This is a genomic window from Arthrobacter sp. SPT-J7, from assembly GCF_059089965.1.
Genome location: NZ_JBNHFF010000001.1, coordinates 406,346 through 419,428, shown reverse-complemented (window position 1 = coordinate 419,428; position 13,083 = coordinate 406,346). Strand labels below are relative to the sequence as shown.

Here is a 13,083-nt window from a genome sequence, read left to right as displayed (position 1 = left end):
GGACGGGCTGACTGCGTGTCCACCACGTTATTCCTGTCGCGGCCGATCAAAAAGGCAGATTTTCGTTCCGTATTTGCTTGCCGGCGAATTTTCCTCCGGCAAAAACCGTCGACATAACTACCTCCATAGATATAGAGTCGAGGTGTCTTGGGGTTGTGCACTGCATCACAATCTAGTCGCCATCTAGGAGGACAAGTACCCATGAGCGCAAAGAACCTCCAGGAAGTCCTGGACCAATCCGGCAATACCGTCGAGATGCTGCGGAACTCGCAGATCGGCGCCTACATCTATCCCGTTGTCGCCCCGGAATTCACCAACTGGCGCAGTGAGCAGCGCGCCTGGCGTGAAACCGCGGTGCTGTTCGACCAGTCGCACCACATGGACAACCTGTTCATCAAGGGCAAGGACGCCCTGAAGCTGATTTCGGACACGGCAATCAACTCGGTGGCCAACTTCCCCGTCAACAAAGCCAAGCAGTACGTTCCCACCACGCCGGCCGGACACGTCATCGGCGACGGCATCCTGTTCCACGAGGCCGAAGGCGAGTACGTCTACGTGGGCCGCTCCCCGGCCGCCAACTGGCTGATCTACCACGGTGAGACCGGCGGCTACGACGTGGACATCGAGGTGGACCGCCGGTCGCCGTCGCGCCCCATGGGCCAGCCGGTGAAGCGCAAGTACTGGCGCTTCCAGATCCAGGGCCCGAACGCGTGGAAGATTATCGAGAAGGTCAACGGCGGCCCGGTGGAGCAGCTGAAGTTCTTCAACATGGACCATATGCAGGTGTCCGGCCGCCAGGTCCACACGCTGCGCCACGGTATGGCCGGGGCTCCGGGGCTGGAGATCTGGGGTCCGTATGAAACTTACGACCAGATCCGCGACACCATCCTGGAGGCCGGCCAGGAGTTCGGCATGCTCGCCGTCGGCTCCCGGGCCTACCCGTCGAACACGCTGGAATCCGGCTGGATCCCGTCGCCGCTGCCGGCCATCTACACCGGCGAGGAGCTCCGCCCCTATCGCGAGTGGCTCGGCGCCGATAGCTATGAAGCGGTCAACGCCGTGGCGGGCAGCTTCGTCTCCGACAAAATCGAGGACTACTACCTGAACCCGTGGGAGCTCGGTTACGGCCACATGGTGAAGTTCGACCACGACTTCATCGGCCGCGAGGCCCTCGAGAAGATCGATCCGGCAACGCAGCGCAAGAAAGTCACGCTCGAGTGGAACGCCGAGGACATGGCCAAGATCTTCGCCTCACTTTTCGACCCCGACGGCAAGTCCTACAAGTACTTCGACCTGCCGCTGGCCAACTACGGCTCGTCGAACTACGACGCCGTGCTCGACGCCGCGGGCGAGACGATCGGCCTGTCCATGTTCACCGGCTACTCGGCGAACGAGCAGAAGGCCCTGTCCCTGGCTACCGTGGACGCCGATGTGCCGGAGGGCACCGAGGTCACCGTGGTATGGGGCGAACCCGACGGCGGGTCCAGCAAGACCACGGTGGAGCCGCACCAGCAGTTGAACGTGCGCGCCATTGTCAGCCCGGTGCCGTACTCCTCGGCGGTCCGCCAGGACTACCCGGGTGGCTGGCGCTCGGGCAAGCAGGCCTGATGCCCGGTTGCTCCTGAGGAGCACGACGGCGAACGGCGGGGAGGGTGCCCTAAGGCATCCTCCCCGCCGCTTCAGTTAACGGACTCGGCGATAGCAACTGGCCGGCTATGTCACCGCGTTCCGCGGCGAGCGCTGGCGACTGCGCTGATTAGTCGCCGTCCTCCGGCAGGACCGTCTCTTCGACGTACCGCTCGCCCGACTCTGTCTCGCGGACGCTGTAGTGCTGTTCCATGTGCTCGATGGCAGCAGCATCCACGGGCCCAGGCTCGCTGACCGGATCATCAATGGCAGTACGATCGGCATCGCCGTAGACGTTGGCCAGGCCCTGTTTGGCATCCGCCGGGATCTCACCCGGCGGTAGCACCTCTTCGTCCCGCACCGCTTCACCCGGGGCTTTGTCACGGTCCTCGCGGTCGTATCGGTCCGGATTGCTGATGTTCTCGCTCATGAAGCTCCTTCCCTCAGGCGCCGGTGCGCCCTCTCTTCACCTAATCACAGAGCGGTCGCGTGCAACAGGGCCGGGGAAATGCCTGCGCCCTTCCTGCGAGCCCGGCCGGCCCGCCGCGCACCGGGCCAGGCAGCCTCGCGCCAAGCCGTTCGCTCCCACGTCTCTTGGGCCACGCAAAGCGTTTACGCTAGTCAGAGCTGGGCAAACGTTTTGAAACGCGGGAAGTTACTCCTATACGTGGGAGCGAAAGCCGGCTCCCCCTGCGCAGACACTCGGCGCCGGCCGCCGCGAAAGCCGTTACCGTCCGCGGAACTCGGTGACCCACTCCGCGGTGGCCTTCATTCCGCCAAAGGTGTAGAAGTGCAGCTTCACCGTGCCGTGCACGGTCGGGTCGTAGCGGCTGGCGGACTCCTCCAGGAACTTGTCCGGTCCGGCCGTGCCTAGCAAGTTGGTCAGCGAGAACCCGTACTTGTGCACGATTCCGGCCGAGGAGGCCACGCCGAAGCGCTTGGCATAGTTCAGCAACCGCTTGACCCCGGCCGGACCCGGGACACCGATCCGCACCGGTGCATTGATCCCCCGACGACGGACTTCGGCAAGCCAGGCAAACACGGGATCGGCGTCGAAGCCGAACTGGGTGATGATCACCGACTCCAGGCTCTGCTGCTGCAATTCGGCGTATTTGTCCTCCAGTGCCTTCCACAGCACGTCGTCGGAAATATCCGGGTGGCCCTCGGGATAACCGCTAATGCCCACCCTGCGAATGCCATACTTGGCCAGCAACCCGCTGCGGATCACCTCCAGCGAGTCCGGATACGGTCCCATCGGCTCAGTCGGGTCACCGCCCACGACAAAGACATCCTCCGGCGCCGCGTCGGTGGACAAAGCCTGCAGGAAATCCTCTAATTCCGATTGTGAGGCCAATCGGCGGGCAGACACGTGCGGCACCGGCACGAAGCCACGCCTCTTCACTGCCGCGGCCGCGGACACCCGCATCGGCAGGTCCTCGTTCCCCAAAAAGGTCACGTTGATGTGTGTGCCCGGAGGAATCGCGGCGGCTGCGTCTTCCAGCGCCGGAACGTCCTTGCCGGTCATCTCCAGCGAGAAGTCGTCGAGCAACGCGCGTGCACCGTCCGATGAAGCCTGTTTCGGGTTGGCCATGATCTAAGTCCTTCCACGTGTGGCACCGGTCACTCCTGCCCGGTTTGCTGCGAGTCTAGCCGCAAAACCACTACGGATATAGGGGGTTGAGGACTTCTTCGTCTCGCTTGCCCTGGTGCCGGTTTCGATGGCGCTCGCTGGGCCGGTGGGCGAAGTGGTGCCGATCTGGCTGATCTTCCTGCTGGTGGGCCTGGCCCTGCCGCTCCTGGCCGTGCTGGCGCTCACCTTCGGCGCCATGCTGAAGGACGAGATCGAGCACCCGCTGGAGCGGAAACTGGAACCCGTCGAGCCAGCCAGCGTCTAGCGGATACGGTTAGCATCTGAGGACGACGGCGGTGCCCGCCTGGGTGCCGGCGTCGCCCTCAGCGGATCGAAGTCCATTTTCCAAGGCCCCGAGCCCGCGTCACTCCGAGCGCTACGCTTGACGGCAGAGGGGACTGGACGTTCCGGACAGTAGTTAATACCGAACCGTCAGACATGCCTGTGCGAGCGAACGCGCGCCGGCCACCCATTTGCAGGAGACATCATGGTTGCTAACCAGGATTTCGCCCAGGACCGGGACCTCCGGCATGCACTGCTCACCGCCCGCCGCGGCACCGGCTTTTTTGGCCGCAAGCTCAGCGAACTTTCCGATGACGAGTTCGCCGCGCCCTCGCTGCTGCCCGGCTGGACCCGCGCCCACGTCATCGGCCACGTCGGCTACAACGCCCGCGCCATCGCGCGATTGATAGGGTGGGCCAACACCGGCGTGGAAACCCCGATGTACTCCTCGCGGCAGGCCCGGAACGAAGAAATCGACCATGGCGCCACGCTCTCCCCCGTCGAGTTGCGCGACCTCTACGAACAGTCCGCCAACCAGCTCGACGTTGCATGGCGGAACACACCGCAAGAAGCGTGGGGGCACGAGATTCAAGCGGCCCAGGGCTACACCGCCCCGGCCTCCGAAACCGTGTGGTGGCGGACGCGCGAAGTCTGGCTCCACGCCGTCGACCTCGACAACGGCGCCAGCTTCGCTGACGTGCCCTCCGACGTCCTTGAACGCCTGCTCAAAGACATCATTGGAGCCTGGCACAAGCGCGGCGACGACAAAGACCTGCGATTAGAAGTCCTAGGCTCTGGCGGCGGCATGCAACTCGGGGACACCTCGGCTGCCGACCCGGTTATTATCACCGGATCCCTGCCGGATATCGCCGCCTGGGCTGCGGGCCGGTCGACCCGCGGCATCACCTGCAACAGGACGAACGCGCCGCCAGCACCCCGCTGGATTTAAGCCGGGCGGCAGCGCCGTTCCGCCGGGACCTCCACGCAGGCGCATGCGCCTTTGGTCGATCACCCGGGCAGGCGCCGGTTGTCGACCAAGCGGAGCGCGTGGAGACACCTTGGCCGGATCTCCACGCAGGCGCAAGCGCCTTTGGTCGATCACCGTGAACGCAGGCGCAAGCGCCTTTGGTCGATCACCGTGAACGCAGGCGCAAGCGCCTTTGGTCGATCACGGGGAACAGGCGCAAGCGCCTCGGTTGTCGACCAAGCGAAGCGCGTGGAGACACGATCACCGTGCGCGGGTCAGGAGACCTCGATGGTGACGACGGCCGGGCCGCGGCCGGGAGCGGCGTCGGACTGCGCGCCGGTGCCGGACGTGACGGCGCGGGAGACGCAGCAGCACATCTTTTCCGCTGCTCGCTGCTGACGCTCACTGTAGAAAACGTCGCGGTGGTCGATCGCGCCGTCCAGTTCCAGTATGCGGACTTCGCAGAGTCCGCATTCGCCCTTGCGGCAGTCGAACATCATGTCCGCTCCGGCCTCTTCGAGGGCCTCGAGCATGGAGCGCCCTTGGCCTACCGTGGCCTCGATGCCGAGCCGCGGGATCCTCACCACGAATTCCTCCGGGTCGTACCAGCCGCTGTTGCCGAACGTCTCGTAGCGCAGGTTCGCCGCGGGCAGTTCGCGTTCCGTCCAGGCCCGGCGGACCGCGTCCATCAGGCGAATGGGCCCGCACATGTAGAGCTCGGTATCCATATCCGCGCCGGCCACCAGTTCGCCCACCTGCAGCGATGTGGCTTCGTCGTCCACGTGGACCTGCAGCCGGTCCAGATAGGCCATGGCCTCGCGGCTGCGGCCGGCGTACACCATGCGGTAATCGGCCTTCACGGCTTTGAGCACCCGTGCCATGTTGACCATCGCGGTCACGCCGATGCCGCCGGCCAACAGGATGTACCGATCGGCCCCGACACGCAGCGGGAAGTTCTGCAGCGGCTGGGTGATCTCCAGTGTGTCACCGGGTGCCAGCGTGTGCATGAATTCCGATCCGCCGCGGGATGCCGGCGCCTTCAGCACGCTCAGCGCGAGGCGGCGTCCGCCGTCGGCCGCGTCCACGATGGAGTAGGAACGCTTGTCCTCCTGACCGGCAATCCGAACCTTCAGGTCAACGTGTGATCCCGGTTCGGCGGTCTTGGGCAGGGCTGGTTCCAGTACGATGCGCCGGATGCCGTCCGCCACGTCCTGCACGTCCAGCACGGTGGCGCGCTGCCAGACTTCTACGTTTGTTGCTGCCATGTCGCCGCCTACACCTTCCTCAGTGGCCGGCCGGGACGGCGGAAGCCATCCGGCCTTCGGCTACCAGCATCCGCTCGATCAGCCGGCGCACCCACATCCCGCCGGCGTCGATGTTCAGGTTGTAGAACTCGTAGTCCGGATTCGCATCGATGGCTTGTTGCTGCGCCTTGAGCATCTCCTCGTCCTCGCCGAACACACCGTGCACGCCGTCCCGCAGCTGGGTGGTGATGAGCTGGCTGTCCAGCCGGTAGTTGCGCATGAAAGCCCAGAAATAGTGGCAGGACCGGTCGGTTTCCGGCGAGATCGTGTTCATCACGAAGCCGTTGACACCCTGGCTGCGGTCGCCCTCCGGCGCGCCGGTGCCCGCCTTGGCCACGCCGACGTCGATGCAGATGGTGGACGGGGCTTGGAACGTGATGATCTGCCAGCGGTCCACCTTGCCCTCGAAGCCGGGGAACTTATCCCGCATGTTCTTCAGCCAGAACGGCGGTGCGTCGATGTTGTGCATCCAGCGGGTGACGGTGACGGTATTGCCGTCATGGGTGACGACGAAGTCGGATTCGCTCAGCTCCTCCTGCCCAATGGAGGACGAGTGCACGAACTCTTCGTGGGTCAGGTCCATCAGGTTGTCCAGCACCAGCTGGTAATTGCAGTCCGCGTGGATAGTCTCGCCGTCGCCCGCCCAATCGGGCGAGTCCATCTGGTGCATGTCCGGCACCAGATCCGGGTCGGCCTTCGTCGGGTCGCCCAGCCAGACCCAGACGTACCGGTGGCGCTCCACCACCGGAAAGGACGGGACCGTGGCCGACGGGTTGATGGTCTCTTGGGCCGGCATTGAGACGCACCGCCCGGCCGAGTTGTAAACAATGCCGTGGTAAGGGCACTGGATCCCGTCCTTGCCCATGGTTTTGCCCATGGAGAGCGGGGCCAGCCGGTGCCAGCAGGCGTCGGCGAGAGCCACTGCCTTGCCGTCTTCCGTGCGGTACAGCGCCAACGGCCGGTTGGCGATGCGCCGGGCCATCGGCTTGCGGGTGACCTCATGGTCCCAGGCCGCCACATACCATGCGTTCAGCGGGTGGCCCATGACCTTGTGGGTAGTGGAGCTGGCGGTCTGCACAGCAGTAGTCACAACGGTTCCTTCCGGTACTGGGAGCCTGGCATCCACGGTGACGCCGCTCCGATATATTTGCCGATGGCGGTCCCGTCTCCGGGCCGGGCCAACTAACTATCACCATAGATAGTGGCGTGATTCTCAGACTATCGATGGATATAGTGAGTGGCAACACAGGTGAATAGAAAGTTGGATCAATGAGTCTCCGCTACGCCTTGCTGGCGCTGCTCAGCGTTGAGCCCATGACCGGCTATGACCTCTACAAGGAATTCGAATCCTCCGTGGGGCACGTCTGGCACGCACCGGACTCACAGATCTACCCGGAGCTGCGGCGGATGGAGAAGGAAGGCCTGCTCGACGGCGAGGAAGTCACCTGGGGCCAGCGCGGCAAGAAGCGCCGGTACCACATCACCGACGCGGGGGTGAGAGCGTTCCGGGACTGGATGAACACCACCCTCGAATACACCCGGGTGCGGGACCCAGCGCACCTGAAGGCCGCTTACCTGGAATGGGCCGAGCCCGACGCAGCGCGCGAGCAGATGCGCGCGCACATTGAGCACCACACCGGCCTACGCCAGCAGTGGGAGCAGCGGATCCGCGAGATCGACCAGGACGCCAGCGAAATGCTCAACCGCCGCCTGGCCGTCACGCCCGACGCCGACCGCGAACGGGTCAAGGCCTTCAAGCGCTTCACCTATGAAGGCCTGGTGGCCCGGGCCGACCAAGAAATTGCCTGGGCCCAGCGCGGGCTCGCCCTGATCGACCAGCTCTACGCCAGCCGGCCGGGCTCCCGGCAGGCTGCCGGCGCCAGGAAGTAGCCGCCCGATAGCAGCCCGGTTCCGGAGAGCCGAAGCCAGGCACCGCCGTCGTTGTCCGCGGTAGGACGGCGGCGGCACCCGGACATCGGCGGGCTAGTTGGAGTATTCCTTGCGCAGGTCCGCCTTGCGGATTTTGCCGCTGGCGGTCCGCGGCAGGTCCTCCACGATCACCACGGACTTGGGGATTTTGTAGCGGGCCAGCCGCCCGTCCAGGTGCTGCTGGATGTCCTCGGCAGTCACCGAAAAGCCTTCGCGGACGGTCACCACCGCGCGCGGGACCTCGCCCCACTTCTCGTCCGGCACGCCGATCACGGCCGCGCTGCTGACCGCTTCCAGCTCCAGGATGATCTGCTCCACTTCGGCCGGGTAGATGTTCTCGCCGCCGGAAATGATCATGTCCTTGAGCCGGTCGGAAATGAACAGGAAGCCTTCGTCGTCCACGTAGCCCATGTCGCCGGACTTGAACCAGACGCCGTCGGCATAGCTTTCGGCCGTGGCATCGGGCCGGTTCCAGTACTCGCGGATCACGTTCGGGCCGGAAATCTGGATCTCGCCCACCTCGCGCGGCGGCAGCACTTCGCCCATCGGGTCGGCAATCCGGACATCGGTGAAGAAGTGCGGAAGTCCTGCCGATCCGGCTTTCGGGCGCGATTTCTCCGCGGCCAGCGTGGTGGCGCCAGGCGCTGTCTCCGTCATCCCGTAGCCGTTGGTGAAGGACAGGCCGCGGGCCTCGTAGGCCTCCAGTACCCGCATCGGCACCGCGGAGCCGCCGCAGGTCAGCTTGTTGAGCGAGCTGATGTCGGTCTTGTCCCAGTCGGGATGCTCGCAGAGCAGTTGATAGGTGGTCGGCACGCCGCTGATGCTGGTGGCCTTGTACTTCTCGATCAGCATCAAGGTCCGACCGGGTTCGAACTTCGGCTCAAGCACCACGGTGGCACCCTTGAGCAGCGCCGGCAGCACCCCCATGCCCAGCGACGCCACGTGGAACATCGGCGCGATCATCAGGGCGACGTCGGTGCTGGCCATATCGAAGTCAACCAGCACATTGATGCTGTTCCAGGTCATGTTGCCGTGCGTGAGCAGCGCGCCCTTCGGCCGGCCGGTGGTGCCGGAGGTGTAGAGGATCATGGCCGAATCATCGAGCGAGACGGCCACATCGCGGCGCTCCTCGCTGCCGGAGGCAATCACGTCCTCCAACAGCTCGACGGCGGCGCCCTCCCCGCCTGCGTCGGTTGCGCTTGCCGTGGGGGCGCCGTTTCCGTCGCCCGCGGGGCCGTCCTCGACCACGATCCGGTGGCTGATGCCCAGGAGGGTGCTGCCGCGCACCGCGAGCGGCTCCAAAGTGCGGGCATGGACGAGGATGCGGCTGCCGGAGTCCTGCAGGGCGAACTGGACTTCAGGCGGTGCCAAGCGGGTGTTGAGGGGCACGAAGATGGCTCCGAGGGTGCCGCAGGCAAAGAAGGTCTCCAAAAAGGACGGGTGGTTCTCCCCCAGATACGCCACCCGGTCGCCCTGGGCGATGCCGCGGTCCGCCAGCGCATTGGCCAGCCGGTCGACCCGCTCGGCGAACTCTCCGTAGCTCATCTCGCCCGCGGTGCTGATGATCGCGGTCTTGGCCGCGGACTTCATGCGGCGCTTGTGGATCCAGGCACCGAGCCCCTGATTCTGCATCGTTCAAACCCTTTCGACGTACCCGGCGCCCGGGCTACCCAGCGAAGCCGCCGTGAAGCGCATCACCGCGGCTCTCACTCAACCTAATGCGGCTTAGTTGAAAAAGTCAATAGTTGAGAATGCCGTTTGACTGAGGCTGGGGCCGGGGCCCGTAGACGGCGATGATGCCCCTTCCGCCGGGGAAGAGGCATCATCGGCGCATGGTGCGGGCTTACTGCTGCGGCAGCAGCGCCTGCATGTCCGGAACCTGGTCGATCAGCCCGTTCTTCAGCGAGATGTCGGCGATCTCCTTGATTGAGTCGGCGTTCACTTCCTGCGGGAACTTCGGCAGGGTCAGCTTCTCGATCACCGCCGGATCCAGCTTCGTGTAGGTAGGCAGGATCTCGCGCACCTTTTCGGGATTATCGTTGGCATAGGCCAGCGACTTCTTCATGGCGCGGACAAACGCTGCAGTGAGTTCCGGCTTTTCCTGCACGTTCTTGTCGGAGGTGAAGTAGGTCGCCACGGTGAGATCCTTGACCGGATACGCGTAATTGGAGAAGACCGGAACGGCGCCGTCGTCTTTCACAATGGTCTCGAACGGCTCGACGGCCGCAATCGCGTCCACCTGGCCGTTCGCCAAGGCCGCCGGCATATCCGGGAACGGCATTTCCACGAATTTCAGGTTGGACGAATCGCCGCCGGACTGCTCGACAGCTTCGCGGATGGTGGAATCGCTGATGTTATTGAGCGTGTTGACACCGATCCGCTTGCCCACGAGGTCGGGGATGTCCTTGATGCCGCTGTCCGGCTTGACCATGACCGCGGCGAAGTCTTTATCCCGGTCGCCGGTGGTGGCGACACCGTTGGCAACCATCTTCATGTCCAGGCCCTTGGACCGGGCGATGACCAGCGAGGTGACGTTGCTGAATCCGAAGTCCATCTGGCCGCTGGTGATGGCCGGGATGATGGCCGCACCGCCCTGTGCCAAGGTAAGCTCCAGATCCAGCCCCTCCTCCTTGAAGAAGCCCTGCTCTTTACCCAGGTAAATCGGCGCTACGTCCACGATGGGGATGACACCAACGTTGATTTTTGTCATTCCTCCGGCTGTTTCGCCGCCACCCGCGGGAGCCGATGCCCCACCGCCGCCCGACGGGCTTCCACCGCCACACGCCGTCAACGCCAGCACCGCCGCCAATGCCACTGCTGCCCTGATTTTCTTCACGGTTCCCTCTCCCATCAATCTGCCAGAAGGCACGAGTGTGCCCCAGCTCACTCACAGTATCTACATCCATAGTGGTAGAGGTCAACGGAGCATCCGGATTGTTATCGACCGGGCTCCTCAGCCTCGGAAACCGGCGTCGACCCGGACGAAGCAGCCGGCCTGAGCCAGCAGCCTGTGCAACCGACAGCTTCTGCAACGTCACTGGTTAGCTGCCGGCAGCAGCGCGTCGAGGTCCACCTTGTTGTCGACGGTGCCGTACTTCAGCACTGCATCCGCGAGTGTCTGGGCGGCCTCGCGGTCGAACTTCGGGTCGAAGCGCGGCAGCACGATTTCATTCAGCAGCGCCGGGTCGGTCTTGGTGTAGGTGCCGATGATCTTCCGGACCTCGTCCGGGTGCTCCTGGGCATAGTTCATCGACTTGGTCATTGCCGCGGTGAATCTCTGCACCAGTTCCGGGTCCTGCTTGATCTTGTCCGCGGAGGTGAAGTAGCCGCCGATATCCAAATTCGGATCTGTTTCGCGGTACGGCCAGGACACTACCCGCGCCCCGCTCTTGATGGCCGAGGTCAGGAAGGGCTCCAGAATGAGCGCGGCGTCCACCTGGCCGTTCTCCACCGCGGCCAGCGCGTCCGGGAAGGCAACTTCCACGAACTTCAGGTTGGAGCCGTCGCCGCCGGCCTGATCCACGGCGGTCCGGATAGTGGTGTCGCCGATGTTGGCCAGATTGTTGGAGGAGACCGTCTTGCCCTCCAGATCCCTGACCGATTTGATGTCCGAATCCTTCGTCACCACGACGCCGGCAAAGTCGACGTCGTCCTGGTTAGAGGCACGGGTTCCGTTAACCACGTATTTCAGGTCCAGCCCCTGGTCGCGGGCCACCATCAGCGAGACGGTGTTGCCGAAGGCAAAGTCGAAGCTGCCGCTCACCACGCCCGGGACCGAGACGGCGCCGCCAGTGGTGTTCTCGATGGTCAGGTCGAGTCCTTCCTCTTCGAAGAACCCCTTGGCCTTACCGAGGTGGAGCGGTGCCACGTCGCCGATCGGAATCGCACCCACCTTCACCGGAGTCATCCCCTCCGCCGGCGAAGCGCCGCCGCCGTCGGTAGCTGCCGGCCCACCGGACGGCGACCCCGCGCCGCAGGCCCCCAACGTTGCCGCCACAACGGCGGCACAGACCATAGTGACAAGTCGCTTCATCATGCACTCCCTCGTGTGTTTTCAGCGTTTCTTGGGAGTCTAGGCAGCGGTTGTCAGGCAGGCCACAGTGGGGGCTGCCCGACCCCCACTCATGCAGCTAATACTTAGCCACGCGCCCGGCCAGCGCCGTCACCCGGGGCATCACACGCCGCAGGGGCGGCCCCGAAAAATCCGGAACCGCCCCTGCTCGATGCTCGCTTGAATTACTTCACAACCATGGCCGGCACATCCGGCTGGTTGTCCACGTACTTGTACTTGACCATCAGCTTGCCCATGTCGCTGAGCACCTGGGTCCGCACATCGCCGTCGAACACCTCCATTTTGAGGTTTTTGGCCACCTCTTCCGGCATGCCCATGAAGTCCGGCAGGACAGCGCGCACGCCGTCATTGTTGGCTTCGGCATCCTTCAGGGTTTCGGTCACGGCGGCCTTGAAATCCGCTACCACCTCAGGGTTCTGCTCCGCGTAGTTGCCGCTGGTGAAGGTCACCATGGTTGGCAGGCCCGGCAGGGTCTTCTGGTTCGGGTAGCCCAGCAGTTTGTAGTCGCTATTGGCGAGCGCCTTTGACTGGAACGGCTCCGGAACCCAGATGGCATCCACGTTGCCGCGTTCCAGCTGGGCTTCCATGTCCGGGAACGGCATTTCGCTGAACTTGAGCTTGGACGGATCGGCACCGTCCTCCGCGGCCGACTCCATAATGGTCAAGTCGCCCTGGGTCTTGAGGGTGTTGACGGCAGTGGTCTTGCCAGCCAGATCGGCGAAGCTCTCGATCCCCGAGTCGGCCTTGACGATCACGGCGTTGTTATCCTCGCCTTCGGCCCGGGAATTGCTGTAGCCCGAGACGATTTTCATGTCCAGGCCCTTGTCCACTGCGGTCATCACGGACAGCGGGTTACCCACGGCAAAATTCATCGTGCCGGTGGAAACTGCCGGCAGCATTGCCGCGCCACCCTGCCCGGTCTGGAGCTCGACGTCGAGCCCGTGCTTCTCAAAGATGCCTTCGTCAATGCCGTACTGCATGGCACCCGACGGTGCGATCGGCAGCACGCCCACCGTGATCTTGGTCAGGCCGCCGCTTGCGGCACCGGACTCGGCGGCCGGGGCTTCGTTGGACCCGGATGGAGAGCCGGATCCACAGCCGGTCAGTGCCATCGCCGCAATGGCGCCGCCAGCCAGAAGTTTAGCCAAATGCTTCTTCATGAATGCTCCTTGTGTTCCGTAGTGCCGTCCCCCGACCATCGGGGGCTGACTGTGACCAGCACCACAGCTAAGTACAACGTAGATGCAATAGTTGAATAAATCAATGGTCGTGG

General features: G+C 64.3%; 12 protein-coding genes. 4 read left to right on the top strand and 8 right to left on the bottom strand.

The window, feature by feature from the left end; translation table 11 throughout:
- The first annotated feature begins 201 nt into the window (after positions 1 to 201).
- On the top strand, positions 202 to 1,608 hold the full coding sequence (ligM, locus tag AC5RWX_RS01940) for a vanillate/3-O-methylgallate O-demethylase (protein WP_493939956.1): 1,407 nt from the start codon (positions 202 to 204) through the stop codon (positions 1,606 to 1,608).
- A gap of 148 nt (positions 1,609 to 1,756) precedes the next feature.
- Here the strand turns inward: ligM and AC5RWX_RS01935 are convergent, their stop codons facing one another.
- Both AC5RWX_RS01935 and AC5RWX_RS01930 read right to left on the bottom strand, forming a co-directional pair.
- Entirely contained in the window at positions 1,757 to 2,056 is a 300-nt protein-coding gene (locus AC5RWX_RS01935) for a hypothetical protein (RefSeq protein ID WP_493939955.1), read from the bottom strand.
- 297 nt (positions 2,057 to 2,353) lie between these two features.
- Entirely contained in the window at positions 2,354 to 3,217 is an 864-nt protein-coding gene (locus AC5RWX_RS01930; RefSeq protein WP_493956653.1) for a methylenetetrahydrofolate reductase, read from the bottom strand.
- Between the two features lie 115 nt (positions 3,218 to 3,332).
- On the opposite strand from AC5RWX_RS01930, the gene AC5RWX_RS01925 reads away from it, so the two are divergent.
- Both AC5RWX_RS01925 and AC5RWX_RS01920 read left to right on the top strand, forming a co-directional pair.
- Positions 3,333 to 3,521, top strand: a complete 189-nt coding sequence (locus tag AC5RWX_RS01925; RefSeq protein ID WP_493956654.1) for a hypothetical protein — start codon at positions 3,333 to 3,335, stop codon at positions 3,519 to 3,521.
- Between the two features lie 222 nt (positions 3,522 to 3,743).
- Positions 3,744 to 4,487, top strand: coding sequence for a maleylpyruvate isomerase family mycothiol-dependent enzyme (locus AC5RWX_RS01920; protein ID WP_494096943.1), 744 nt, complete (start codon positions 3,744 to 3,746; stop codon positions 4,485 to 4,487).
- A gap of 293 nt (positions 4,488 to 4,780) precedes the next feature.
- Here the strand turns inward: AC5RWX_RS01920 and AC5RWX_RS01915 are convergent, their stop codons facing one another.
- Positions 4,781 to 5,770 (bottom strand): PDR/VanB family oxidoreductase, encoded by a 990-nt coding sequence (locus tag AC5RWX_RS01915; protein ID WP_494096942.1) that lies wholly within the window; start codon positions 5,768 to 5,770, stop codon positions 4,781 to 4,783.
- Between the two features lie 19 nt (positions 5,771 to 5,789).
- Positions 5,790 to 6,854: an aromatic ring-hydroxylating oxygenase subunit alpha gene (locus AC5RWX_RS01910; RefSeq protein WP_494096958.1), complete on the bottom strand. Its 1,065-nt coding sequence runs from the start codon at positions 6,852 to 6,854 to the stop codon at positions 5,790 to 5,792.
- Positions 6,855 to 7,078: 224 nt separating this feature from the next.
- Here AC5RWX_RS01910 and AC5RWX_RS01905 point away from each other — a divergent pair, with 224 nt between their 5' ends.
- Positions 7,079 to 7,699, top strand: coding sequence for a PadR family transcriptional regulator (locus tag AC5RWX_RS01905; RefSeq protein WP_493945151.1), 621 nt, complete (start codon positions 7,079 to 7,081; stop codon positions 7,697 to 7,699).
- A 93-nt stretch (positions 7,700 to 7,792) separates the two neighbouring features.
- On the opposite strand, the gene AC5RWX_RS01900 is transcribed toward AC5RWX_RS01905, so the two are convergent.
- The 4 genes from AC5RWX_RS01900 to AC5RWX_RS01885 all read right to left on the bottom strand — a co-directional run bounded on the left by AC5RWX_RS01900 (position 7,793) and on the right by AC5RWX_RS01885 (position 12,970).
- The gene (locus AC5RWX_RS01900) at positions 7,793 to 9,370 is read right to left on the bottom strand and encodes an acyl-CoA synthetase (protein ID WP_494096941.1); all 1,578 of its coding nucleotides are present in this window, start codon (positions 9,368 to 9,370) and stop codon (positions 7,793 to 7,795) included.
- 211 nt (positions 9,371 to 9,581) lie between these two features.
- Complete coding sequence (locus AC5RWX_RS01895) at positions 9,582 to 10,574, bottom strand: ABC transporter substrate-binding protein (RefSeq protein ID WP_494096940.1); 993 nt, start codon at positions 10,572 to 10,574, stop codon at positions 9,582 to 9,584.
- 198 nt (positions 10,575 to 10,772) lie between these two features.
- Positions 10,773 to 11,771 carry an ABC transporter substrate-binding protein gene (locus tag AC5RWX_RS01890; RefSeq protein WP_494096939.1) on the bottom strand — a complete coding sequence of 333 codons (999 nt, stop codon included), beginning with the start codon at positions 11,769 to 11,771 and terminating at the stop codon, positions 10,773 to 10,775.
- Positions 11,772 to 11,974: 203 nt separating this feature from the next.
- Positions 11,975 to 12,970 (bottom strand): ABC transporter substrate-binding protein, encoded by a 996-nt coding sequence (locus AC5RWX_RS01885; RefSeq protein ID WP_493939946.1) that lies wholly within the window; start codon positions 12,968 to 12,970, stop codon positions 11,975 to 11,977.
- Positions 12,971 to 13,083: the final 113 nt, after the last annotated feature.

What these genes read in the sequence shown, in the direction of transcription:
- ligM (WP_493939956.1), top strand. Translation starts at nt 202, where the DNA reads ATGAGCGCAAAGAACCTCCAGGAAGTCCTGGACCAATCCGGCAATACC.
- AC5RWX_RS01935 (WP_493939955.1), bottom strand. Translation starts at nt 2,056, where the DNA reads ATGAGCGAGAACATCAGCAATCCGGACCGATACGACCGCGAGGACCGT.
- AC5RWX_RS01930 (WP_493956653.1), bottom strand. Translation starts at nt 3,217, where the DNA reads ATGGCCAACCCGAAACAGGCTTCATCGGACGGTGCACGCGCGTTGCTC.
- AC5RWX_RS01920 (WP_494096943.1), top strand. Translation starts at nt 3,744, where the DNA reads ATGGTTGCTAACCAGGATTTCGCCCAGGACCGGGACCTCCGGCATGCA.
- AC5RWX_RS01915 (WP_494096942.1), bottom strand. Translation starts at nt 5,770, where the DNA reads ATGGCAGCAACAAACGTAGAAGTCTGGCAGCGCGCCACCGTGCTGGAC.
- AC5RWX_RS01910 (WP_494096958.1), bottom strand. Translation starts at nt 6,854, where the DNA reads ATGGGCCACCCGCTGAACGCATGGTATGTGGCGGCCTGGGACCATGAG.
- AC5RWX_RS01905 (WP_493945151.1), top strand. Translation starts at nt 7,079, where the DNA reads ATGAGTCTCCGCTACGCCTTGCTGGCGCTGCTCAGCGTTGAGCCCATG.
- AC5RWX_RS01900 (WP_494096941.1), bottom strand. Translation starts at nt 9,370, where the DNA reads ATGCAGAATCAGGGGCTCGGTGCCTGGATCCACAAGCGCCGCATGAAG.
- AC5RWX_RS01890 (WP_494096939.1), bottom strand. Translation starts at nt 11,771, where the DNA reads ATGAAGCGACTTGTCACTATGGTCTGTGCCGCCGTTGTGGCGGCAACG.
- AC5RWX_RS01885 (WP_493939946.1), bottom strand. Translation starts at nt 12,970, where the DNA reads ATGAAGAAGCATTTGGCTAAACTTCTGGCTGGCGGCGCCATTGCGGCG.